The organism is Arthrobacter sp. ISL-48, from assembly GCF_018613805.1.
Taxonomy (GTDB): Bacteria; Actinomycetota; Actinomycetes; order Actinomycetales; family Micrococcaceae; genus Arthrobacter.
In genome coordinates, this window is the sequence record NZ_JAGGPL010000008.1 from 127,782 (window position 1) to 152,240 (window position 24,459).

The 24,459-nt window shown below is 61.0% G+C and carries 17 protein-coding genes and 4 pseudogenes; 8 read left to right on the forward strand and 13 right to left on the reverse strand.

Translation table 11 applies throughout. The features are described 5' to 3' along the window. Positions 1–727: 727 nt before the first annotated feature. Both J7E83_RS10505 and J7E83_RS10510 read right to left on the reverse strand, forming a co-directional pair. Positions 728–1,333, reverse strand: a complete 606-nt coding sequence (locus tag J7E83_RS10505; protein ID WP_214961800.1) for a TetR/AcrR family transcriptional regulator — start codon at positions 1,331–1,333, stop codon at positions 728–730. Next, positions 1,330–1,878: a DUF1569 domain-containing protein gene (locus tag J7E83_RS10510; RefSeq protein WP_214961802.1), complete on the reverse strand. Its 549-nt coding sequence runs from the start codon at positions 1,876–1,878 to the stop codon at positions 1,330–1,332. Before J7E83_RS10510 ends, J7E83_RS10505 begins: the two co-directional genes overlap by 4 nt. Before the next feature lie 58 nt (positions 1,879–1,936). Here J7E83_RS10510 and J7E83_RS10515 point away from each other — a divergent pair, with 58 nt between their 5' ends. Further along, positions 1,937–3,373: an aldehyde dehydrogenase family protein gene (locus J7E83_RS10515; RefSeq protein WP_214961804.1), complete on the forward strand. Its 1,437-nt coding sequence runs from the start codon at positions 1,937–1,939 to the stop codon at positions 3,371–3,373. A gap of 438 nt (positions 3,374–3,811) precedes the next feature. After that, positions 3,812–3,961 (forward strand): hypothetical protein, encoded by a 150-nt coding sequence (locus J7E83_RS10520; protein ID WP_396020529.1) that lies wholly within the window; start codon positions 3,812–3,814, stop codon positions 3,959–3,961. A gap of 418 nt (positions 3,962–4,379) precedes the next feature. Here the strand turns inward: J7E83_RS10520 and istA are convergent. The 11 genes and pseudogenes from istA to J7E83_RS10580 form a co-directional block, all read right to left on the reverse strand. Further along, a pseudogene (istA, locus tag J7E83_RS10530) lies at positions 4,380–5,979 on the reverse strand (IS21 family transposase); the annotation flags it as partial. 553 nt (positions 5,980–6,532) lie between these two features. Beyond that, positions 6,533–7,882, reverse strand: a complete 1,350-nt coding sequence (locus J7E83_RS10535) for an MFS transporter (protein WP_214961806.1) — start codon at positions 7,880–7,882, stop codon at positions 6,533–6,535. Between the two features lie 518 nt (positions 7,883–8,400). Then, positions 8,401–9,154, reverse strand: a pseudogene (locus J7E83_RS10540) (amylo-alpha-1,6-glucosidase); the annotation flags it as partial. A gap of 691 nt (positions 9,155–9,845) precedes the next feature. Beyond that, complete coding sequence (gene panB / locus J7E83_RS10545; RefSeq protein ID WP_214961808.1) at positions 9,846–10,751, reverse strand: 3-methyl-2-oxobutanoate hydroxymethyltransferase; 906 nt, start codon at positions 10,749–10,751, stop codon at positions 9,846–9,848. A gap of 3 nt (positions 10,752–10,754) precedes the next feature. Beyond that, positions 10,755–11,183 (reverse strand): aspartate 1-decarboxylase, encoded by a 429-nt coding sequence (panD, locus tag J7E83_RS10550; RefSeq protein ID WP_214961810.1) that lies wholly within the window; start codon positions 11,181–11,183, stop codon positions 10,755–10,757. A 253-nt stretch (positions 11,184–11,436) separates the two neighbouring features. Beyond that, a pseudogene (locus J7E83_RS10555) lies at positions 11,437–11,676 on the reverse strand (citrate/2-methylcitrate synthase); the annotation flags it as partial. 297 nt (positions 11,677–11,973) lie between these two features. Then, entirely contained in the window at positions 11,974–12,912 is a 939-nt protein-coding gene (locus J7E83_RS10560; protein ID WP_214961813.1) for an aldo/keto reductase, read from the reverse strand. Between the two features lie 98 nt (positions 12,913–13,010). After that, positions 13,011–13,964, reverse strand: coding sequence for an esterase family protein (locus J7E83_RS10565; RefSeq protein WP_214961814.1), 954 nt, complete (start codon positions 13,962–13,964; stop codon positions 13,011–13,013). 193 nt (positions 13,965–14,157) lie between these two features. Continuing rightward, entirely contained in the window at positions 14,158–15,672 is a 1,515-nt protein-coding gene (locus tag J7E83_RS10570; protein ID WP_214961815.1) for an MFS transporter, read from the reverse strand. Between the two features lie 988 nt (positions 15,673–16,660). Then, on the reverse strand, positions 16,661–17,656 hold the full coding sequence (locus J7E83_RS10575) for a zinc-binding dehydrogenase (protein ID WP_214961816.1): 996 nt from the start codon (positions 17,654–17,656) through the stop codon (positions 16,661–16,663). Then, positions 17,649–18,320: a TetR family transcriptional regulator gene (locus tag J7E83_RS10580; RefSeq protein ID WP_311379635.1), complete on the reverse strand. Its 672-nt coding sequence runs from the start codon at positions 18,318–18,320 to the stop codon at positions 17,649–17,651. The genes J7E83_RS10575 and J7E83_RS10580 overlap by 8 nt, the downstream gene beginning before the upstream one ends. Positions 18,321–18,357: 37 nt before the next feature. Between J7E83_RS10580 and J7E83_RS10585 the strand changes: the two genes are divergently transcribed. From J7E83_RS10585 to J7E83_RS10610, 6 genes and pseudogenes are all read left to right on the forward strand, one after another. Further along, entirely contained in the window at positions 18,358–18,741 is a 384-nt protein-coding gene (locus tag J7E83_RS10585; protein WP_214961818.1) for an MmcQ/YjbR family DNA-binding protein, read from the forward strand. Then, the gene (locus J7E83_RS10590) at positions 18,741–19,100 is read left to right on the forward strand and encodes an MmcQ/YjbR family DNA-binding protein (protein WP_214961819.1); all 360 of its coding nucleotides are present in this window, start codon (positions 18,741–18,743) and stop codon (positions 19,098–19,100) included. Before J7E83_RS10585 ends, J7E83_RS10590 begins: the two co-directional genes overlap by 1 nt. After that, a complete protein-coding gene (locus J7E83_RS10595; protein WP_311379636.1) occupies positions 19,097–20,479 on the forward strand; it encodes a replication-associated recombination protein A in 1,383 nt (460 codons plus the stop codon). Before J7E83_RS10590 ends, J7E83_RS10595 begins: the two co-directional genes overlap by 4 nt. After that, positions 20,448–21,887 carry a carboxylesterase family protein gene (locus J7E83_RS10600; protein ID WP_214961820.1) on the forward strand — a complete coding sequence of 480 codons (1,440 nt, stop codon included), beginning with the start codon at positions 20,448–20,450 and terminating at the stop codon, positions 21,885–21,887. The genes J7E83_RS10595 and J7E83_RS10600 overlap by 32 nt, the downstream gene beginning before the upstream one ends. A gap of 33 nt (positions 21,888–21,920) precedes the next feature. Beyond that, positions 21,921–23,354 (forward strand): carboxylesterase family protein, encoded by a 1,434-nt coding sequence (locus J7E83_RS10605; protein ID WP_214961822.1) that lies wholly within the window; start codon positions 21,921–21,923, stop codon positions 23,352–23,354. A 635-nt stretch (positions 23,355–23,989) separates the two neighbouring features. Beyond that, positions 23,990–24,320 (forward strand): annotated as a pseudogene (locus J7E83_RS10610) (transposase); the annotation flags it as partial. Positions 24,321–24,459 lie beyond the last annotated feature (139 nt).

Consider the following 24,459-nt stretch of genomic DNA (forward strand, 5'->3'; position numbering starts at 1 on the left):
TCAGCGGTCATTAAGTACGGAGACTGCTTAGAACCAGCGGGATCCCTCTTGGGAGGAATCGCTGTTAGTAACCGGCAGGTGACGCCTAGCATCACGATCTTTTCTTCACATCCAAAATTTATGGAAGCCACTCCAGCAGACAAGCGATTCGCATGCTGGTCCCTATCTTGGGTATGGCGCCCCGGCCCTGGTGAGGGCCGGGGCAGTCAGTTGGTCCTTCAACTTCCAAGGGAACCGTAAAGTTGCCCATCGCTTCAGGACTACCGACATCGAAACGTTCGGGTGAAAGGTCCGAAGGCTGAGAATGTCAATCTGATCTGGCCCACTTTTCTCGTGAATCGCAGATTGAACGGGACCCACTTCACGGCACGCCGGTTGGCAATCTGCAGGTGATAGGGAGCAGTCGTGACCGCCGATTGCCGCTCACAAATCGCGACTGAGCCAACGCTTGTGACCGCCTCCGGAGCGGTTACAAGCCCGTGCGCCGGCACCAGCGACTCGGGCTTCCGGGTTCAGGGTCCGGAGGAACACTCTGTCGTGCACTTTCCACACATCAAGGTGCGGCGTGAACGGGCGGCGCACCGAGCCCTCGTCAACATCGCCGCTACCGAACAAGCATCACAGGAGGAGCCCCACCGCGCCTGGACACTATGCGCGCGATCTTGCTGTCTGGGCCCCGTTCGGGAGCGCGCCGAAGAGAAGGGCCGGATATACGACGTTGCGGCTACTAGCTGGAAGCAATCTGATTTGACACCATGGTCATGACGGCGTCGGTCAGCTGTTCCGGGACCAAACGGCCCACCGCCTTGGGTCCGTCGGCGTGCAAAAGCAGTGGAGTAGTGACGAGTCCAATCGCTACCTGGGCCGCGAGGTCGGCATCGTACCCATCATGGACCTCGCCACGGGCGGCGGCCCGGTTAAGAATGGTCACCAGGAGAACGTGGGAGACGTCGGAGACCTCTTCTTCAAGGATTTGGGCAACGCTAGGGTCGTGGGCAGCCTGTCCGACCAGTACTTTCAGAACCGTGCCCGCCTCTCCACTCAACGCATGAATCTTGTCTCGAAAGAGACTGGTGAGATCCCCAGCAAGCGTCCCAGTGTCCTCCGGGCGCAGAAAGGCGGCCATCAATGCCCGCGCAGCGGACTCAAGGAGCTTCTCCTTTGACGACCACCGCCGATAGAGCGATGCTGTTGAAACCCCGGCGCGCCGGGCAACCGCAGCCGTCGTGAGAGTGTCGTAACCCCGCTCTGCCAACAGAGCCAAGGTGGCATCCACGACAGTGCGATCAACCCGTGAATCCAGCGGCCGTCCATGAGGACCGGTTCCAGTCATTTGTCCTGGCCGGAGCTAGCCGACGAGTGTAAGGCAGACCTCGCCTCGCCCGGCATTCCTGGCAGGTGCTCCCGCAGGTGCATAGTCTGGAGGCTGGCAACCTGTTCCTTACTGCAGCGTCCGTAAATGGGGTGCGGCTGAAGCGGGCCGACGAAGTCCGCGAAGCGGCTAACGACCAATCTGAGCGCCGCCACGGCCTCCGGATCCGCCATTCGCGGATCAAGTTCGGGTGCTCCCAGGACCGGCGCCGAGAGGTTGTGACGCATCGCGCCTCTTCGCAGGAACAGGTGTTTGGCCGCTCGCCCAAGCGTCGAGCGCAGGCCGATGGGAGAGAGTTTGGGATAGCCGGTCATGGAGTAGCCGATGCTCTGAGCAGCGTGCTGCAGTGTTTCGGAAAACGTCCAGATCCCGCGCGAGCTCAGCAAAGCTTTCCCGGACCCATCCAAACGGACGTGGGCCTCCAGACGGTCCACGAAGGCAACCAAGCCGGCAACTGGGTCGGACGCGACGTTTTGACCTGTTTTGGGGGAATTCGAGGGAGCCATGAGTCCTAACATACACCAATGGAAACGAAAACGTTCCGTTTCGTATTACTGTTAGGTCATGTCGAATCAAGCACCTACCCTCCTGAGCCCACTACCGAACACCGTGCTGCGATTACGCGACAGCTTCAACTCAGGACGCACCCGCCCGTTGGAGTGGCGGCGCGGACAACTAGCGGCTGTGCGCAGGATGCTTGTTGAAAACCGAGACGCCCTGCGCGAAGCGTTGTACGCCGATTTGCGAAAAAGCGGCATTGAGTCCGATCTGACCGAGATCGGAATGCTGATCCGGGAGATTGACCACACCCTGCGTTATTTGAAGCGATGGCAAGCGCCGCGCCGAGTTCGAGTGCCGATCCTCATGGGGCCCGGCACTGCTCAGATTGTGCGGGAGTCGCTAGGCGTGGTCGCTGTCATTGCTCCATGGAATTATCCGCTGCAGCTGCTGCTCGCACCCGCGATCGGGGCGATCGCCGCAGGCAACACTGTCGTATTGAAGCCCAGCGAACTGGCGTCTCATACATCGAGCCTTATCGCGCGGCTGGTCCCACGTTATCTCGACCAGTCCGCCGTCGCCGTTGTCGAGGGGGGAATTCCGGAGACCACAGAATTGCTGGAGCAAAAACTAAATCATATCTTCTACACTGGCAACGCTACCGTCGGTCGGATCGTCCTGAGGGCCGCTGCGGCGCACCTCACGCCCGTGACCCTGGAGCTCGGCGGGAAGTCGCCGGTGTGGGTCGACGCCACAGCGGATCTGGTCAGTGCCGCCCGTCGCATCGTTTGGGGACGGTTCCTGAATGCAGGGCAGACGTGCGTCGCCCCGGATTTTGTCCTGACTACGCCAGACGTCGCGGCCCGCCTCGAGCCGCTCCTTACAGATGCGATAGCCGAACTTTATGGCCCGAACCCGCAGTCCAGCCCGGACTACGGCCGGATCATCAACGACCGCCAGTTTGGCCGCCTTGCGGGCATGCTCAACGATGGGAGGCTCGTAACCGGAGGTGTGACGGATGCGGCGGAGAGATACATCTCACCGACTATCCTTGCAGATGTCGATTCGGCATCGACTGTCATGACGGAGGAAATATTCGGACCGATTCTGCCGATCATCACGGTGGCTTCCCTCGATGAAGCCATCGCATTTATCGGTGCTCGCGACAAACCGCTCGCCCTTTATGCATTCACGAACTCCAGCGAAACCAGAAACGCGCTTCTAAGCAGAACATCGTCAGGAGCGGTCGGGATCGGGGCGTGCGTCGCGCACCTCATGGTTCCAGGGCTTCCGTTCGGCGGGGTGGGCGCGAGCGGAATGGGCAGCTATCACGGGGGACACTCGATGGCGCTGTTCAGTCACGACAAGGCTGTTCTCTCGATCCCGGCTCGTCCAGATGTCCTCGGCCTCGTGCACGCACCTTATGAACGACGCCGAACGCGACTTGCACACCGGCTCATCACTCGACTCCGGTCCAACCGAAAGGGTTGTAACCCGTCGTAGAAGTGGGATGGTCAACAGCCAATTTTGGCCTAACGATCTTATGGCCAACGGCGACCGATCTGGCGCGCCAATACTTTGCCAGGGTATGAAAGGCCTGCGCCGGGCGGAGGCAGCACCGGTTCTGGGCCTTGCTCTGCCTTGGCCGGACGGGCGCGGCGGGCTCTGCGAGGCGTACCTGACGGCCTGCCTTGAAACAATGCAGAAGCTCGGATGTGAGCCCTTCGCCAAATTCCTGGTCCGGGAGGCGATGCGGGCGGCTTCGTTTCGGGAACAGGCGAAACTGAACCAGCACCTACCCAGGTGCCGGGGCTGTACGCGGGGGTTGGCCTCGCTCCGCGAAACCCACTCGATGATCCGCGCCCGGTGAGAAAATAGAAGGCATGCAGGAGGCAGCCGGCTGCCTTCGCCTGCGTCACGATCCGCCTGGAGGTTGGTTGTATGGTCCTGGCCTCGGGGCGCAAGGGCGCGGTCGCCGCCTACCGGGACGCCACAGTGTTCAAAACGGCCTACGCATGGGGTCTGCGGGCCAACGAGGTCACGCATCTGCAGACCGTAGACTTTTCCCGGAACCGGCGGGCGCCCAAGTAATTCATGCCACATCGTGGAGAGGATCCTTGGCCAGACTTCCATCAATCCAGCTAACCGTGCTCATGCCTCTGATTTGGGTGCGTGAATAGTGAAGCCCATCGGAACGGGTCCGAAGTCCTCCAGAACTGTCAGCTCATAGGCTTCCGCGGCAGGCAGTGTCGTAATGCACGCGTCCACCAGCCCGTCTCGGCACTGCTTTGCTGCATTGGAATTGCTTGTAGGTGGGTAGCCGGAGCCGCCGGCAGGCTTGGTCCACGGCGGCAACGGCGGCTTGTTCGGTCAGTCCGCGGCGACGGCGCAGGGTTTGGGACACGACAACGGGAGGGGTGGGGCTCATGAGACGTGCTCTTTGCTCGGTGATGGCTCGGGATCGGCGGCGTGGGCGGTGCGTTTATTCAACAGCTGGCATAGCCGGCTCGGTGGGCAGCGGGCGCTTGTCCGGCGGCAATCCGGCGATCACGGCCGCAGGGTCCGCGAGGCGGCGTTGGGTGAGACTGACAACGCGGTGCTCGACGATTTCTTCTTTCACGCCAGGATCGCAATCGGGCCGGTCCCACCCCGGGGTACTTCGTTCGGCAGCGACGCGCCTTGCTTCGACCGCGACGACGTCAGCGCTGACCGCCCCGACACGGAGAGCTGCGGTGATTTCCGGCGATGACAACCGCGGCGTCCATGACCCGGTGGAGCAGCAGCACGTCGATCAGTTCACGGGTCGCCTCGGCATCCACGTCCGTTTTGCGGGCAGCGGCCCAGAAGGCGTCATGGGCCGGGGTGAACACCCCTGCATCCCGTGCCTGGGCCAGTGCGGTGGAGCCCGGCAACGCACCAGGTTTGATCTTCAGGACCTCAAGATAGTGGTCAAGCTGCACACACTGCCCGCCCCTGACCACGGTCCCGGGGTGGGTGGCAATCAGGGTCCGGCCGTCGAAGACTCTCAGCTGGGTGGCTTGCAAGGACACCCGGACTTTCCGGTTGATGAACCGCACCGGCACGGAATACTTCGTGGAACGGACCGTGACCAGAGAGGACCGATCCACCCTTGGGGTCAATATCAGCCCAGGGTGGAAGTCCTCTGCTGGCAACGGTGTCAGCAGGGGTTGTTCGACGGCGAAGTCCTGCCCGATCGTGCGCAGCCGTTGGGAGATCCTGCGCCCGTTCTCTTCTTCGTCCCAGACCCGGAGCTTGTCATTGAGATCAGCCAGGGTATCCACGACCGGGACTGGCGTGAGGAAGTTCCGCCGAAACCTGCCCACTTCCCCTTCGATCCCGCCTTTCTCATGGGCGCCCTGGATGCCCGGCTCGCAGTAAAAGGCATCGACCCCGTAGTGGGATTTAAATAGCACCCAGCGTTCGTTGTCCACCCGCTGCCGGCCGGCCCCGTAAACGACCTTGGTGACTGCGGAAGTGAGGTTGTCATAGCGGATATGCCTGCTCGGGACACCATCCAGGGCATGAAACGCCTCGATGTGGCCTTCCGGAACGCTTCCTGAGCGCACGTCGGGTGGACGCGGTGAACGGATTTGCCCGAGTGCGAGAGCCGGAATGCGAACATGTAGCAGCGGGTCCTGACTCCGGCCAGGTCGACCCGCACGTCCCCGAAGTCCACCTCGGCCTCCGCGCCCGGGGCGTGTTCCTGCGGGACGAACACCTCCACGGGCGCTTTCCCGGACTCGACCGCGATGGCGCCGGCGGGCTTTCTCCTATTGGCGCACCGTCGAGTACGAGATCACTGCCTGGTGCTCGTCAACCAAACGGTCGAAAACGCGCTGAGAGGTATGGCGTTGCTTCCGCGGCGCGTCCAGATCAGCCAGAAGCATCGCATCAATGACACCCTTCAAAGGGCCCAGCTTCGGTGCCCTGCGGGCAGGTACCCTCCGCGCGGGCGGTTCCGCAGCAGCCAGCGCCTGACGGACCGTCCTGCGGGAGACCTGGTGCTCGCGGGCAAGGGACCGGATCGATAAGCCCCTGACCCTGGCATCCCGGCGGATCCTTGCGAATAGTTCCACTCTCGACTCCATCACTGACTTCCACTGTTGGGAAAAACATCTTGATGGAATCAACCGTGGGGTGGGCTCAACTGAAACTGCTATTCATCAACCGGCGAGCCGCGAAGTGGGCTCAACTCAGACTGCAGAACCGGTCCCCACTCAAACTGCCATAATCAGAAGGCCTATGGACGGTTACGGACTCAACTTCCGTCCCTCGGCTTACGTCCCAAAAAGCTAAGGAACCGAACGTCGGGCCTGTTGCCACACACCATCGAGCAAGACAACTGCCACAGGCCACAGCGCCTCACCAGCCATTCAAGTTAGTAACCGACAGGGTTGAAACAACCGCTCTGAAGGATAGCGCAGCACAAGCCCCCACAGACCACATCGTCGATGGACCTAAAGACTTGACGACAGTCGCGCCGCCGGACCAAGTCGGTGCCAGGAAGGACTGCACAGGCCTGAGATAGCGGCAAGGCAAAATGCACTGTTCAGTTGCGAATCCTATTGGCTGGCGAATGAACGAAGCACTCGTATCGCTTGAGTGCTGATGTGGCGCAGCCTTCTGTACGGGACTACTGGATCAAACCTTCGTTATCAGCAATTGGTCCGCTTTAGGGACGGTGGGTGCTGTTGTGCGGCCTTTCCAGGCAGCGAACACGAACAAAATGCCTCCGAGGATGAACATCCCAGAAACGGCGGCCGTGCTGTCGGTCCCGGAAGACACTATAAGTGCCAGGGCCAGCACCGGACCGAACCCGGCGGTAATTGCGCCGCTCGATTCCTTGCCCACGCCTACTCCAGTCACACGGGTTTTGGTCGCAAATTGGCGCGCCATGAAGGGGCTCGCCGCTACGGAGAGAAGTGGCGCAAGAAGGCCCGTCCCGAGAATCAAGGCGATCCAGATGTACAGCGAGACTCCTGTGTTGAGTAGCCAGAAGAAAGGGAACGCGTACAGGATGACCATAAGGCCGCCGAACGCCAGGACTCTCTGAACAGGGATCATGTCGCAGAGTCGGCCGCAAATAGGTGTCCACAAAATTGCGACCGCGCTGGCCAAGGTGATGCCGAAGCTACTGACGGCACCACCTACGTCTTTGAACTCAGCAAGGTAAGAAATAGAGAACGTCTTCCACAGAGTCGCGATGAGTGCGTAGCCGGCGTAAGTGGCAAACACGATGACCAGGCCTCTCCAGTCGGACCTGAATAGGTCGGCCAAAACACGGAACCAGCTTCTCCGGGTTTCTGCCACAGCCATGGCCTCGAAATCGGGAGTTTCCGGCATTTTCCGGCGAATAACAAATCCCACAATGGCAACGAGAAAGCTTAATACGAAGGGGATGCGCCAACCCCATGAGTAGAAAAAGTCGTCACCGATAAGGGCCAACCCTGCCACCGCGAGCGAGGCGAAGAAGACACCCAAGTTGACTCCTAGTGTCGGGAGCGAGCCGAACCGCCCGCGCTTGCCTTCCGCGGCATGTTCGTAGGAGACCGTTATCGCAGCGCTGAACTCTGCGCCTGCGCCAACACCTTGCAAGATGCGAAGAAGGACCAGCAGAATTGGCGCTGCCACGCCGATGGAGTCGTACGAGGGAATCAATCCCATCAGTCCCGTGGATCCGCCCATCAGGATAAGACTCCAAGACAACACCATCTTGCGTCCGAACTTATCTCCCATGATGCCGAACACCAGCCCCGCAAGTGGCCGGGCTAGGAACCCGACGCCGAACGTCGCAAGGGCGGCCATTGCGCTTGCAGTCGAGTCCGATGATGGGAAGAACGTGGGGCCAATGACTAGTCCGGCCATCGCCGAGTACAGAAAGAAATCGAAATATTCGAGAGCGGTGCCGACGACAACCGCGGGCCCGACGCGACGATTTGCAGCCTTAGCTGTTTGCGTTTTGGCCGCATTAGGCGGCGTTGGATAACTCACTGGATAACCTCCGATTAGTCCGGATGGTCGATAGTTTCCCACCCGATTGCCATATTTGGCACAGCGTTCCATTAGACGGCACGATCTATGATGCCCGTCACGTTGGCTCTGTGTCAACGGATGTGAACGCCTCTTTTCCTGGCTTGGGTAAACCGGGCCTTCGTGGCAAAGGGTTGGGCAGATGCGCCCCAGCCCTGCGGCAAGCCGTCCCATACTGGCCGGCCAGCGCTTGCTGGCGCACCTTACGCCCGCGGCCAATGCATGGTGCTGGCGAGCAGGCGAGCTGGCCTCCATTGCTGACGTCGATGTCTTATCCACGCCGGAAATGGATATTTATCAGCGCTACTTGAAGCTCACTTTTGCCAACACCAAACTTGACATAGTTATGAGTCGAATAGTAAGTATATTCTGAGAGGCATGATTAGACGACCCCGAGCCAGTGAAAACGTGTTGAAACTTAGGCGGTGCCGCCGGTCAGGGCGACTCACGTGCAGCCTCACCGGCCAAGTTCCTGATCTTTAAACAGCCGCGTCAATGCCGCCCTTTCGGCGTCGGTCGGCTTGCTCTACCAGCTCGGTGATCCATGGTCCGTGGCCGCGATGGAAAGTCAGCTGTTCTGGTAGTCCGTTGACTGATGCGGCGGAGTTCGAGATGTCGATAATGATCCGTCCGCCGGCCACGGGTGCATTGGTGATGTGGACGTCGCCAAAGGACGCGGGGAGGGCTGGGTCCACCCATACTCCGCCTTGGGATACGTGGGCGTCGTACCGCATGAGGCCGGTCACCAGTAGTATGGGCGTCGTTGCTGCCCAGGCTTGAGGCGAACATGCTGTCGGGTAGGGCAGGGGCGCCGGCGAACTGTTCCCGGCTGAAACCGCAAAACAATTCAGGGAGGCGGCCACCGGAGAACTCGGCGGCTTCAAGCAGGGCGGTCGAGATCTGTTGCGCCTCGTGCACGAACCCATATCGCAGGAGTCCGGCTGCGATGATGGCGTTGTCGTGGGGCCATACGGAACCGTTGTGATAGCTGGCGGGGTTATAGATGCCCATGTCAGTGGCCAGGGTTCGGACGCCCCATCCGCTGAACATTTCGGGGGACATGAGGTGCTTCACCACCGAGGGCGCCTTGTCCTCGTCCACAAGTCAGAGCCATAGGCAGTGACCCATGTTGGAAGCACAAGCGTCGACCTGGCGCTTCTTGCCGTCCAAGGCAACGGCGTAGTAGCCGCGTTCCGGCATCCAGAATTCCTCGTTGAAGCGCTTCTTCAACTGCACCATAAGGTCGGCATACTCGTTCCCACCGGGAACGGTGGAGGGCCGCATCGAAAGTCCCTCACTTGTGGAGGAGTGCTTTGGAGGATGCGATAGCTCAAGTAAAGGACGCCGCTGCGCGTCAGGGGACTGGGAGCATGATTACCCGGCTGCGCCCAGCAGATACATCGTTCGCTGGCAGTGCCGCGGGGGCTCATCCGACAAAGCCGCGAATAGGCGCACCAGAGCCACCTCTGGAACTTCCGCCTGGCACTGCCATTTATCGTCTTCATCACCACATCGGACCTGCAGGGCAGGTGACCGGAAAGCATTGATGAACTAACGGTCCCCATCGGGGCCATCTTCGCCTCCCGTGCAGAAGCGTTATCCCACCTTGAGCGCGGATAGAGACTGGTCCAAACCTCAAACCCGAGAGCAGCATCTATGTATTTCCGCCGGCATAACGCCTCCGGAGCAATCCAGAGACCGCTATCGTTTGGCATTGCATCGTCCACTAATCCCCGGCGATACGACCCTCCATCCAGCCAGACCTCGACGATCTCGCCGATGAGGAACCCCCATCTGTCCGTGCGGTGCATGCTGGCGCGACTACCGCCCCGGGGCTTCATACTTACGATTTCTCCCGTCTCTGACCTCGACCTCTTGCGTATGGATCACTTCCGTCCGATCTGGAGCCAAGATGTTAGGTCGTTTAGAAGGTATGTTCGGGGCCGGGAAACTGCCCGGAACGGACCTCGTCACCGTAGGCCTTGGCCGCGTCGCTGAGTGTGGTGCGGATGTCTGCATACTGCTTGACGAATCTCGCCATCCTGCCGTCGCGCAGTCCGGCCATGTCAGGCCACACGAGGACCTGCCCGGTGGTCCCATTCCCGGCACCGATACCGACTGTCGGAACGGAAACGGCGGCATCAACTGCCGCTGCCGTTTCGGCCGGCACCATTTCCATGAGCACGCAAAAGGCACCAGCCTCCGCCAAGGCAACGGCGTCCTGGATCACCCTGTCGGCGTCATCTCCGCGTCCTTGGACCCGGTAGCCGCCAAGGGCGTGTTCGCTTTGCGGTGTGAAGCCGATGTGCGCCATCACCGGGATACCCGCTTGGACCATTGCCCTCACCGTTTCCGTGAAAAAGCTGCCCCCTTCGATTTTCACCGCATGCGCCAGGCCTTCCTTAAGGAAGCGCACACCCGTGGCCACGGCCTGGCCCGCTGACACCTCGTAACTCCCAAATGGCAGGTCGGCAACCACGAGGGCGCGCTTAGCAGCACGTGACACTGCCCGGCATAACGGCAGCAGCTCATCCACGGTAACTGGCAGGCTGTTTTCGTTGCCGAAGACGTTATTGGAAGCCGAGTCACCCACGAGCAGTACCTCGATACCGGCTTGGTCGAAGATTTCCGCGGTGTACTGTTCGTATGCGGTGAGCATGGCAAAGCGTTCACCGTTGTACTTCGCCAGCTGCAGATGATGGGTCCGGATCCTGCTCCCGGGACGCCTTGGCGTCCCAGGCGCCGGAAGCCCGATCCTCGAGAGACCCGCCCCGTAGGGGGCCGGAACCTCACCTGAGGTGCCTTCTTCAGGACTGCTGATGGGGCTCATAAATTACTTCACCTGGCTGTTGTTCAATGCGAAGGGTGGGCGGGTCAGCCCGGGGGTAATGCCTTCGGCAGGATCGTTGCCGAGCCGGAGAATCCTGTTGTGCTGTTCCACATGGACCACCCTAGGGTCGTAGACCTTGGCTTCTTCGGTGGTCATATTCGCGTAGGTGATGAGAATGACTATGTCATTTTCATGGATTAGGTGTGCGGCGGGCCCGTTGATGCCGATTACGCCGGAGCCACGTTCGCCGGCGATGGTGTACGTCTCCAGACGTGCGCCGTTAGTTACGTCGACAATCGCAACGACTTCGCCGGGGAGGATGTCGGCTGCCTCCAACAGGTCCAGGTCTACGGTGACGGAGCCTACGTAGTGCAGGTCCGCGTGCGTGACGGTGGCGCGGTGGATTTTGGACTTAAACATCGTACGAGTCATCGATTGCATTGGAGATTACTCCCTAATGGGTTCGTGCGGCACAGGCCTGCTACCTGGCTAACGCCGGTGCTCGTGTCAAGGATTGAAAAGGCGTGGCGATTGCCCAAGGCTCCAATCTTCGTGCGCACGGTCTCTGACCGTTTGGAGCGAGGCAACGCCTTTAACCGGCGGTGAGACGCCGTAATCGTTGCGAATAGTAGATGATCCGGGTCCGGCGCCTCACCGCTGGAATCGGGGCAGCAAATGCGGCCGGCTACATGGAACGTTGCTCGTGCCCGTTGTATTCGCTCAGCAGGCGGATGAGTGAGTTGGATGACAGTTGTTCCATGATGTGTGCGGTCCAGCCGGTAATGCGGCTGGCGACGAAGATAGGTGTGAAGGTTGGGGTGTCGAAGCCCATGAGGTGGTAGGTGGGGCTGGCCGGGCAGTCGAGATTGGGTTTGATGGCCTTTGCCGAGTCCATGGCCTGCTCGACACCGTTGTACAGCCCAATGCTTCCCTAGTGTCTTCGGCGCCGCCAGAGTACCAGGGCATGGTGGATACCAAAGTGGCCGCGGCGCCGGAGGCGAGGACGACGGCGCGGGCGCGGTCCAGTTCCGCGAGGTTGGAAACGTCGAAGATGCGTTCCTTGCCCTCCCGTTGGGAGCGGTTGGACCCAGGCTTCCCTGAGGAGGCGGAGACGTTGGTGTGATCGGCGGGATATTGTCGCCGTTCCATGTATAGATTCGCTCGAGGAAGTCCATGCTTCATCCCTTCGCAGGTGTAAAACCAGCACTATGGTGGGGCGTAATCAAAAGGTCTTATTACGTGGATCCGAAGTACGGAATCCGGCAATGTCCAATCGGCGCTGTGCTTCTGCGTATACGTCCTCCGACAGGCCTCCTCGAGCTGCGGCCTTGGCATTCTCGCGTACATGTTCCGGAGAGGCTGTACCGACGATCACGGTGGACACCTCGGCGCGGGTCATCACGAAGCGAAGGAGGAATCCCTGCAAGTTGTCGCCATCCAGCAGATCGTCCACGGCAAGATCCGCCGAAGATGCATGCCGGCTGTCCGCTGTCCGGTTGGCCCGCGCCGCGCGTGCCGTTCCTCCCCTCACTATGACGCCCGCACCGGTGGTGTTGATATGCGGAAGACAATTTTCGAGAGAACGGTCGAGTGCGGAATACGGGATTTGGAACGTCTCGAACACGCCGAGGTCGATGTGGTCAAGGAGTTCCGGAAGAGTCGAAGATATGCCGATCGCTCGCACCTTGCCCTCGTCCCTGGCGCGTTCCAGCGTCGCCAAGACGTCATCTCGTTGAAGAACCGCCACAGAGGGCCCAATGTGGACCTGCGCCAGGTCCAAGTAATCGGTGCGCAGACGCGAGAGACTTTGCTCGATTCCTGCCCGGATATTCGCTGGCGAATAATTATGGACGAGAGGGCCGTTGGACGGGCCACCAGGCTGATGGTCCAGCGGACATCCCACCTTGGACGCAAGCAGATACTCGGACCGACGATGACCTATATGTCGCCCGATCAGCTCCTCGCTCTCTCCATAGTCGATCGAAGTATCGATAAATCGGATACCTTCGTCCAGCACCGTATTGAGGAGTAATTTTGCAACTCCGTCCTCGAGTAGACGAGGCACGCGGTGCGAGGCCCCCCGCAACTCCATAGCGCCGAAACCCAACACTGTGCTGCGCAACCCTGAGCTTGTGAGGCGGCGTTCTTCAAAGCAATTCATGAACTAGATACCTGCCTCCCGGGCCTCATTGTTTGGAGGCTTCAATGCATGCTGAATCGTTTCCTTGCTGCTCATTTCTGGCGCTTTGGTGTCTTGGGTCATTTGTCTTCTACCTGGTCGCGGAAGATCCACCGGAGTGTCTCGGGGAACACTGCGCCGGCGTGCCCGAGGGTGTGTCCGGCGCTGCCGAATACGAACATGGAATCGTAGCGGCGGTACTTCAGGGCCGCGTCGAGGTCGTGGTTGGCGATGGGGATGTTGCCGTAGATGATGTCGAGGTCGCGTTTGCCTGACTGGTGCCAGACGCGGATTGGCTTGCGGGGGGTGCGCCGGACCATGCTGGGCAGGTTGTGTGCACCGCGGATGTTGATGAAGCTGCCGCAGTGCGAGATCACGTTTCCGAACTCGTCCGGGCGATGGAAGGCAGCGGTGAAGGCCCCTGCGCCACCGGAACTGAAGCCGCAGATGACGCGGCCCTTCGGGTCGTCCGTGAGCCTGACTTTGGTCCGGATGACCGGAAACAGCTCGTCCACCAGGTAGCGGGCGAAGTCCTCGCTCACTGTGTCGTACTCGACACCGCGGTTGGTGCTTCCACCGTAGATCGGGTAGCCCGGTCCCGTTTCCCCCGGGTTGTGGAAGAGGCCAACGGTCATGGGGATCTCGCCAGTGTGCACGAGGTTGTCCAGCACCGTGGTGGCACGAACCTTCACTCCGGTGTACTCCAGGCCGTCCAGGCAGATCATCAGGTTGACCGATTCGGCCTCTTCGGCACCATGCGGCAGGTAAAGGTAGACACTGCTCGTGACGCCCGGATAAACGGTATGACTGGTCCACCTGAAGTGGTAATACTTCCCGGCAGGAACGCCGTCCTGCGGCACCGACTCGGACGTCAGCCGGTACTCGGACCCCGTATCGTTTTCTGACAACTCGACAGCGGCAAGGTCCTTGCTCGGGATCTGAGTCTCATCCAAGAGGGTTGCTTCAGGCAACATCCCCCAATGGTCGAGATCCACCAGTTCGAGCTCGGTCGTGGCTGTCCGCGAATGGTTCATAGTGGAATATCCTTCTTCTTCTCAAGGTGGTCAAGGCCCGGGACCGCCTCCAGTGGACTACTGCTTCTCGATGCTCCCGGAATGGCGCCCAGGCGCCCCCGTCTAAATTCATATCGATATTCGAGTCATCGAGGTTGTGGAGACGTCCCCATGAGGTCCGCGGCTGGATGGCCAAAAGGCCCTCTCCGAAGGATCAAATTCGCTTTCCGTCATCAGCGTCCGAATGAGAGATTAGGGTGAGGGGCATTTCGGCTGGATCGAGGAGGTTGTTGGTGTCCTGGGTGTCCACCAGGTACTGGGCCTCTTCTCTTGTTTCTACATTGGGCAAGGACCCGTTGAGGGGTTTCCTACTTGTTTCTTTGAGGAAGAAGACGGAAATTAGCCCCAATAGGGCAGCGCCCATGAGGTAGTAGGCGGGCACCATCTTGTTCCCGGTAACTCCGATAAGTGAAGCAACGACCAGGGGAGCTGTACCGCCAAAGGCAGCATTTCCCACATTGTACGCAAGCCCAAGGGCGCTCGAACGGGACGGCGTCGGGAACTGCTCAGGCAGCGACGAAGCGTAGCTTGAGGAAAACAGGGTTGCGCAGACCATGATGAAAAGTGTCCCAAGTTGTGCGCCCCAAAGCTGACCGGACCCCATCATCATGAATGCTGGAACCGGGAGGACGATGCCCAGGATTGCGCCGCTGAACAGGATCCGCTTCCTGCCTATCTTGTCCGATAGCGAGGCAAAAAACTGGGTAGCGAAGGCCGCCAGGACGAACAGAGGAAAGATCACAAGGGTGCTGAGGGCTCCTTGGAAGCCCAGCGTCTGGTTCAAGTATGTGGGTGTGAACGACGTCATGGTGTAAGCGATGACATTGCCCGCGGCCGCGACGCCCATGACGGGCAGAATGAATCGCCCGTGGGTCCGAATGACCTGCACGAAACCTGGGTTCTGTGCCAACTCGCCGGTTTTCCGGGATTCCTCAGCCCGTTCCTTTAAAACGGCACTGAAGGTAGGAGACTCTTCGATGCGGTAGCGGAAATACAGGGCTATGACCGCAAGTGGTCCTGCGATGAGAAATGGAATACGCCAGCCGAAGGACTGCATCGCGTCCTGGCCAAGCCACAGCTGAAGAACTGACACCAGACCGGCCCCTACGGCGAATCCGAGGTAACTGGAGCCCATAAATCCAACATAGAAACCCCGTCGCTTATCAGGGGCGTATTCGCTTAGGAAGGTCGCACCGCCGGTGTATTCTCCGCTGGCTGAGAACCCTTGCAGCAGTTTCAGGAACACAAGAAGCGCCGGAGCCCAGAGGCCGATGACGGCGTAGCCAGGGAGCAGGCCGGTGGCAAACGTGGAGACAGACATCAGGAGCAGCGTGAAGGTCAGGACCTTGCGACGCCCGATCCTGTCTCCAAGCCATCCAAATAAAACACCGCCCAAGGGTCGGGCAACGAAGGTTACAGCGAATGTGCCATAGAGGTACAAAGCCTGGACTGTCGGATCGGCTTGGGGCAGGAAGACAGGGCCCATTACGGTTATGAGGTAGGCAAATACACCGAATTCATACCATTCGATAATGTTACCAACGACCGTTCCGGCAACAGCTCGCCTCAAGGCGGCTTTGTTGACGATGCGGATGTCACCTATTTTCAAACGGCGCTTGCCAAGATGGGCGCCGGTGGCAATCCCAAATCTTTGCTCTCCAGTGGACATGGCTATCCTTCGTTCATTCACAGATGCTGGGGTGGCAGTGGACCGCGGGCCAAAAGTTCGCGGTCTTGCTTCTGTAGGGATACCTAAGCAGCTATCTTCAGGGTGATCCATAAGACATTCGCCAACAGAACAGTCGCAAGGTTGTAAAGCCCCCGATTTTCTGCGTAGTGCCGAGTGAATCTCGTCCCTTGCTTCGCCCGCCGAGGATGGATCCTGCGGTGACTTCGAGAGGGGTGCATTCCGTCTCAATCCTGCTTCTCGCCACGGAGAACTCGTAATCGAGTTCGGCGAGGTCGCCAACTATCAGTTCGCTTGCGATGAAACGGCCTGTGTTCCATCTCCGCCAACTGAGGACAAGAGCCGAGGTTGCAAACGGAACACGTCAGGCCTGTGCTCTACAGGCCACCTACGGAATCGACCGTACAGGGGTTTTAACGTTCAGGAAATGCGGAACGTCAACTGCGGAAATCTTTGGCTCGTAGGTTTGAGTTAGCGCCGGCAGGGTTGCCGACCTGGGGAGTAACCGTACTGGGAGAGGGCTGAACAATGAAATCTCGAAATTCGGCTTCCAATGGATCAGGTGAGTCGAGGTCTCGAAACTCGACTCCCAATGAATCAGGTGCGTTGCAATCAGGAGGAAGGGAAACAGTCGACGGTGCGCGAACGCTGATAGGACCCTATGACGAAGCCTGCCAGCGACCTGGATGTTTTTGCTTGGAATCCCGTTAGTCGCTGCTGTGATGGCCTCTGGGCCAAGAAGCGTACCGCGTTAGAGGAGAAGCATGGTGCCCGCGCCTGGGAGCCAGCTAATCGCAGGCCTGCATCAAGGATTTGGGGGCGTTGGCTTTCGCGGATCATCAAACTTTACAATTCGGAAGGTAAAGTAACCTCGCTGTGAAGCGAGGATCACGTGAACGGCGTCCATGATCCGGCGGCGGCCGCGCCGTAGCCACGCCAGATGTATAGACGGCTGGAGCAAGGTTCACAGTCAGGCTTCGGCGAGAACGACGACTCTCTTTCCGGGGCGATGACCATACTCGAGGTCCTGCTGTGCTTCTGCCACCGCTTCGAGGCCTGCGTAGGTGTCGGAAACAACGATGTCGAGTGAGCCGGCTTCGATCGCCCGAAGGTACTTTGCCATTATGGCTGCGGGCAGATCGTTGGCTTCGCCACTGTAGCTGGTGAGCCGGACGCCCGTGGGGATGGCGAACGGTGAGAATTCAGGGATGGTCCAATCTCCGCTGAGGGCTCCGACGAAGCAGACGATGCCGCCGGGTCGAATAAGGGAGAGTGTGTCAGGGAGGGCTGTGGCGCTGACGAATTCGAGTGCGGCGTCGATGCCGTTCGGTGCGATCGCGCGGATGGCGTCTGGAAGGGTGTCGTCGTCAACGACGGCGTGATCGGCGCCGACGCTTGTAAGGAGCCCAGCCCTGGCCGGGTTCCGGGTCGTGGCGATAACAGTGGCACCGAGGTGGTGCGCGATCGCGATGGCGGTGAGCCCCACCGTTGAGGTGCCGCCGTGTATAAGCACGGACTGACCCGATTTCAGCCCCAACCCGGTGGTGATTGAACCGTGCGCGGTTTGCAGCATTTCCGGGAGTGCCCCGACGACGCCCCACGGCAGGTCAGTGTCGAACGCGATAACGTTCGCCGCGTCGACGACGGCATACTCTGCGTAGCTGCCGTCGATGGATCGACCGAGACCTCCCATCATGGTGGCGACTTTCTGCCCGGGAGCCAGGTCGACGCCGTCACCAATGGCATCGACGACGCCAACGGCTTCGATTCCCAAAACTCGCGGGAAGGAGAAGTCGGGGCCGGACTCTCCCTGTCGGCTCGTGACCTCGGACTCGTTAACGCCGAACGCCATCACGCGAATGCGCACCCATCCCGGGCGCACGTCGGGGATGGGGACGTCGCTGACGATGAGGCCGTTGGGTGCGACGGGGCCGGCCAGTCGGATGGCGCGCATCGTTTCAGGCATGATTCTGCTCCTTTTCGTGGAATGGGTGACCGGGGGCGGGGATGGCGACCAAGGCTTCATAGGCGTGACGCACGGCTACCTCGTCCAGTTCTGCGTCCGGGTGCGCCAGACGGTGGCTCCACCAACCCCACAGAAGTGCATTAACGGCAAGCGCGGTGCTGGTCGGCAGCACCCGATGGAGCATCACGAGGGAATCGTCCTCGACTGCCTGAAGGACGGCTGCCACGTTCGGGTTCCGCGCGCCGTAGTGGCGTATCTCCTCATAGAGGCGGATGTCGTCGAGGCTGGGGCTCGACGCGCCAATCGTCGCCTCGACAAGTGCATCAACGACGTCGGCCTGAGTGCGCGCTTCACTGAGAGGGACCCCATAGCGGGGTTCGAGATCAACGCGGGTTGTATCCAGGGCACTCAGAATGAGGCCTTCCAAGGTGGGGAAGTAGTAGGTCATGGACCCCAGCGGCACCCCGGCGTGCTCAGCGATTCCCCGGTAGGATGCTGCGCTCATGCCCCCGGACCTGATGACCTCGAGCGTCGCTTGCAGGATCCGGGAGCGGCGTCCCGGGTCGTTCGGCTTCCCTCGGCGCATACTCTTCTCCAATGTTTGACCTAGTGCGTACAGCCGTGCGTACACTTGTGCGTAGTAAAACTGCGTACGTGTGTACATACATGACTACAATCTAGTACAGGATGGAGGTCATCGCATGAATGGCGAAAAGCTGCAGGCGCTTGCTCGGGCGAGGGTGCAGGAGCTCCCCGGCGCCGGACTGGAGCACCCGTTTGGACCCGACTGGGATGTGTTCAAGGTGGGGGAGAAGGTGTTCATGTTGATGACCGAGGTCACTGGCCAACCGATAGTCATCGTTAAGGCCGACCCTCAAGACGGCAAGGCACTCCGCGAGGAGCACGATGACATTACTCCCGGCTATCACATGAACAAGAAGCACTGGATCACGCTGCACCCCGGCGGGGCCCTGAAGAAGACCCTTGTAGATGAGCTGGTGACCGAGTCTTACCTGCTCGTCGTCGAGAATCTGCCCAGGGCTAACCGTCCCGTGGATCCCGCCGTGTTTGGCAGGGCAGATTGATGACGCTCTCTGGCGACATGCTGCAACAGACCGCCCGCGATGCTGCGGCGGCTTTGGGGGAGGTCAGCAATGGCCGGCCGTTCACTCCGCATCTGGATGTGTGGAAGGTGCGTGACAAGGTGTTCCTCATTATCACCGAGGACGACCCGGATCAGCAGATCATTACCGTCAAGGCCGACCCGCACGCTGGAGACGCGTTACGCCGTGACCACGAATCGATCACCCCGGGGAACTACCTGAACAAACAGCACTGGATCTCCGTCGGACCCGGACCCGGCATCACCAAGCGGTTCATTGAGAGCCTGGTTCAGGACTCCTACGACCTCGTCTCCGGCCGCCACGTCGAGGAGCGATCGTGAGCGAGCAGCCGCCGTCGCTGTTCGAGATGGACGATTCCTCCAGGCCCCTTGCCGATCGACTGCGCCCGCGCACCCTTGCCGACGTCGTCGGCCAGGACCACCTCCTTGCCGCTGATACCCCGATCGGGCGCATGGTCGACGCGCAACGACTCGTCTCGATGATCCTGTGGGGCCCGCCCGGCTGCGGGAAGACGACCATCGCCCGCCTCCTCGCGAAGCGAACCAACCTGGTGTTCGAACCGCTCTCGGCCACCTTCTCCGGCGTCGCGGACCTCCGCAAAGTCTTCCAAGCAGCCCAACGCCGTCGGGAAATCGGGCAAGGAACATTGCTCTTCGTCGACGAGATCCACCGCTTCAACCGCGCCCAACAGGACTCGTTCCTGCCCTACGTCGAAGACGGCACGATCGTCCTGGTCGGCGCGACCACGGAGAACCCCAGCTTCGAACTCAACGGCGCACTGCTGTCCCGTTGCCAGGTATTTGTCCTCAAACGCCTCGACGACGCAGCGCTCAGCACCATCATTAACCGCGCAGAAGACACCCTCGGTGCACTCCTGCCTCTGGACGGGAACGCCCGGCAGGCGCTCATCGCGATGGCGGACGGAGACGGCAGGTACCTGCTGAACATGATCGAACAGATCCAGTCGCTCCCGGCGCCCGTCGACCCGGCGACCCTCGCTGCCGCGGTACAGAAGCGCGCGCCCCAATACGACAAAGCGCAGGAAGGCCACTACAACCTCATCTCGGCGCTCCACAAGTCGATGCGCGGTTCAGACCCGGACGCGGCACTGTACTGGTTGGCTAGAATGCTCGACGGCGGCGAGGACCCGCTGTTCATTGCCCGCCGCATCACCCGATTCGCCACCGAAGACATCGGCATGGCCGACCCGAACGCGGTGCAGCAGGCCCTCGCCGCATGGGACGTCTATGAGCGCCTCGGCTCCCCGGAAGGCGAACTCGCCATCGCCCAAGCCGTGCTCTACCTTGCAACTGCCCCGAAGTCGATAGGCGTGTACCGCGGCTTTAACAAGGCCCGAACCGCAGCACAACGCACCGGGTCGTTGATGCCACCAGCGCACATCCTCAACGCTCCCACCCGGCTGATGAAGGACCTCGGCTACGGCAGGGACTACCAATACGACCCCGACACCGACACCGGATTCTCCGGCGCCGACTATTTCCCCGACGGCATGCCCCGGCAGACCTTCTACGAACCCACAACCAACGGATACGAACGCGCCATCACCGAACGGCTTCACCACTGGGCCAAATTGCGCACCGAAAGTCCCAAGGCCGCCGCAGGCGACGACTCCCAAAACCCACTGAGCTCTCAGGAAGGACTCGCCAGTGACCCACACGAGCCGCACCCTCACCAATGAACACCCAGTGCGCGCGTGGCTGGGCATTCCGTTCGCCACGGCCGAACGATTCCGTCGGCCCGTTCTGCTGCCTTTCAACCCCGACCTGCCCTACGACCAGAAAGGACCCGCGCCGCTGCAAGCCGGGGACACCAGCTGGCTGGAAGCCGACAACGGCTTCAGCGAGCATTGTCTGAACCTCAACGTCTGGGCGCCCGAAGACGCCGGGGACGCGCCCCTGCCTGTTGTCGTCTACATCTTCGGCGGTGGGTTCGAGGTCGGGGCGAACACGCAGACTACATCGAACGCGTCCGGACTCGCCGCGACCGGTCGCGTCGTCGGGGTGTCGCTGAACTACCGGCTCGGCCCGTTCGGGTGGCTGTCCCTCTCGCAATACGGCGGCGCACTTGAAGAGGCGACGAACCTCGGCTTGCAAGATATCATCACCGCCCTTCGGTGGGTGCAGGAGAACATCGCCCGCTTTGGCGGCGACCCGGGGAATGTCACCGTGACCGGGCACAGCGCGGGATCGATGTCCTCCATCGCGCTTTTAGCCGCCCCCGCAGCGGACGGCCTATACCAACACATCGCTTCGTTCTCCGGCGCCACCTCACGCACCGTTCCCGCTTGGTGGGCCGAAGAACTCGCCGAAAGACTGCTGCGCGAACTCAACATCCAGCACGCGCCCGAAGAACTCCTGCACGTCGACGCGCAACTGCTTGCCACCAGCCTGGCCAAGGTTAGTCCCCGTGAGCTTGGTGAACGCAACAGTGTCGACAACACCACGCTGGGTATCGTCGATGACCACGCCCAGCCCGGTGGAGTCCTCATCGGGCATCCCTTTTCCGTGGTCGAGTCCGGCCGGCGCCGCGATATCGACATCCTCCTTAGCTCAGCCACCGAAGAAGTCGACTACTGGGTCATCAACAAAATCGCCGGCTTCGACCCCGGCAGCCTTGATCACCTGATCGACGAGCTCGTCCTCAAGTCCCGCGTCCCTCGAAGCTGGGCAAAGCGTATCGTCGACGCCTACAGCGTCAACGGCCGCAGTACCGCCCAAGTGCGTGCTGATCTTTTCACTGACTTCATCTTCACCCTTCCAGTCACACGCGCAGCCCTCGCACACAGTGCCGCTGGCGGCACCACACACCGCCTCGTGATCGGTTCCGCCGAGGGAGCGCCAGCCGTCCACGGCACCGAAATGTACGGCATTGTCGGACAGGAACGCCCGGGCGCCAGCGACGAGCAGATCGTTCGCGACACCTTCGTCCGCGACGCCCTCCTGACCTTCGCATCGGGCAACACCGACCATCTGTGGGCGCCAGTGACCGCCACTCCCACAGCGAAGGGCATCGGCAACCTGACCTACGACCCGACCACCCACGCGGAAACCGTGCTCGAGGTATTCAATGGCATCGAACGCCCATAACCCGATCAACTACCTGACACTGGAGAATTCACCATGACCAACTTTGCCCCCGCGGAGCAGCACGCCGTTCGCTCTTGGCTTGGCATTCCGTTCGCCACCGCCGAACGATTCCGCCGACCCGTTCTGCTGCCCTTCAACCCCGACCTGCCCTACGACCAGAAAGGACCCGCGCCGCTGCAAGCCGGGGACACCAGCTGGCTGGAGGCGGACAGCGGGTTCAGTGAGCATTGCCTGAACCTCAACGTCTGGGCGCCCGAACACGCCGCGGACGCGCCCCTGCCTGTTGTCGTCTACGTGTTCGGCGGCGGTTGGATGCTCGGCGCGAACACCCAGACCACTTCGAACGCATCCGGACTCGCCGCGACCGGTCGCGCTATCGGGGTGTCGCTGAACTACCGGCTCGGCCCGTTCGGAACGCTCTCCCTCTCGCAATACGGCGGTGCGCTCGAGGAAGCCACAAACCTCGGCCTGCAAGACATCATAACCGCCCTCCGTTGGGTACGAGAAAACATCGCCCGTTTCGGCGGCGACCCGGACAACGTCACTCTCACAGGCCACAGTGCCGGGGCCTTCTCCGCCCTTGCCTTGCTCGGCGCACCTTCGGCCGACGGGCTGTACCACCACATCGCCGCTTTCTCGGGCATGCCCTCACGCTTGGTGCCGGCCTGGGGGGCAGAAGAGCGCGCGTTGGCGGTCCTCACGGCGCTCGGGATCCAGGACGCTCCCGAGCAGCTGCTGAACATCGACGCAGAGCTCCTCGCCGAGACGATGAGCAAGACGCAATCATCGGACCCTGGCGCTGCCCACGGCGTGGACAATGAGGTCATCGCCATTGTCGATGACCGCACCCAGCCGAACGGGATCCTCGCCGATCATCCCATGCGAGTCCTCGAGTCTGGAGGACATCGCGACGTCGACATTCTCTTCAGCAGCACCACCCACGAGACTGATTGGTGGGTCCTTCACAGGACAGAGGATTTCGATCCCGGCAGCATCGAGGACCTTGTTGAGGAATTCGCAACCCGGAACCGCCTCCCCCGCAGCCGCGCCCGGAAGATCATCGCCGCGTACGACGTCGACGGGCGCACCCCCGTTGAGGTCCGTGGAGCCTTGCTCACCGACTTCTCCTTCACCCTGCCCCAGGCCCGCGGCGCGCTCGAGCACGCCGCGGCCGGAGGAAGCGCACACCTGCTCGCCGTCGGCTCCGTCGGAGGAGCACACGCCGTCCACGGCACGGAGATGTACGGCATCGTCGGCCAGATTCGGCCTGACGCCAGCGAGGAGCAAGTTCTCCGCGACACCTTTGTTCGGGACGCCCTCCTCGCCCTCGCATCGGGCAACACCGATGAACTGTGGGAACCGGTGACCACCACACCCACCACGAAGGGCATCGGCAACATGCCCTACGACGCCACCACCCACGCCAAGAACGTGCTCGAGATCTTCACGGACATCGACCGACCGTAACCACCACCACCAACGGATTAGGATCTTTACGAGGAGTTCTGGATGTCACCACACGGCACTTCACCGAAGTACCTACGACAGCACGAATGACTGGGTTCCGCGATGTGAGCAGTTCATCTTCGGCCCACGGCACCTTCAGTATTTGGGTGGCCCCGGGCGGGGATATACATCGCCGCGTGTTACGGGAATCCAGCGCATCCTTGACCGCCTCTGAACGGAAGGGCCTCTTTGCTGAGCACTAGCCCTTCCGGGTGCCGCTACAGGAACCTGCCCAGACCGCGATACGCCCAATGGCAGCCTCTCCCGAGCCGTCAGTTGAGTGGGGGGTGGTCCTCCACCATAGCGACGGGATGTCTCTCCTCGTGCCCTTCGTCCCCGTGAACTCTGCATGAACGATCGCCTCGGCAACGGCCCGCAGGAGAGCATTCGGGAGGCAGCCAACTGCCCGCTGACACTGTTGACCAACATCGCGAACGATTCCGGGCGCGACATCGAGCGCTTGGCAGACGGTCGTCGCCATCTGACGGACAGTGGAGCGGCGTTCCATCGACGTCGATCCTGGGCGACGCAAGAGCGCATTGGTCCGGTGCCGAACGACTGTTCTCCGCCATCTGCCAGACTGGCATCGAAACCGTCTCAAGGGCCTGCCGGAGGCCATCAACACGGTCTGTGACCGCGCCGTGGTCCAGACCTGCATCGTCCACGTGATCCGGAACACCTTCCGGTTCGCGGCCCGGCAATACTGGGACGAAATGTCCCGTGACTTGCGCCCGGTCTACACCGCTCCGTCCGAGGCTGCGGCGAAGGAACGCTTCGTCGATTTCTCGGGCAAATGGGGCCAACGGTATCCGGCGATCACGCGGCTCTGGGAGAACGAGTGGAGCGAGTTCGTACCGTTCCTGGGACTACGACGTGGAAATCCGGCGGGTCATCTGCAGTACGAATGCCATTGAATCCGTCAATGCGGCTCTTCACGGTTGGTGGTGAAACGGGTTCCGTGTCTTGAAAGCTGAAGGGCTCGTAGCCCTGCTGTGATGGATGTTCTCTACGCATTCATCAAGAGTCAGGAGCTACGAGCCTTGATCGAGCCTACTTCCCCGCGCCC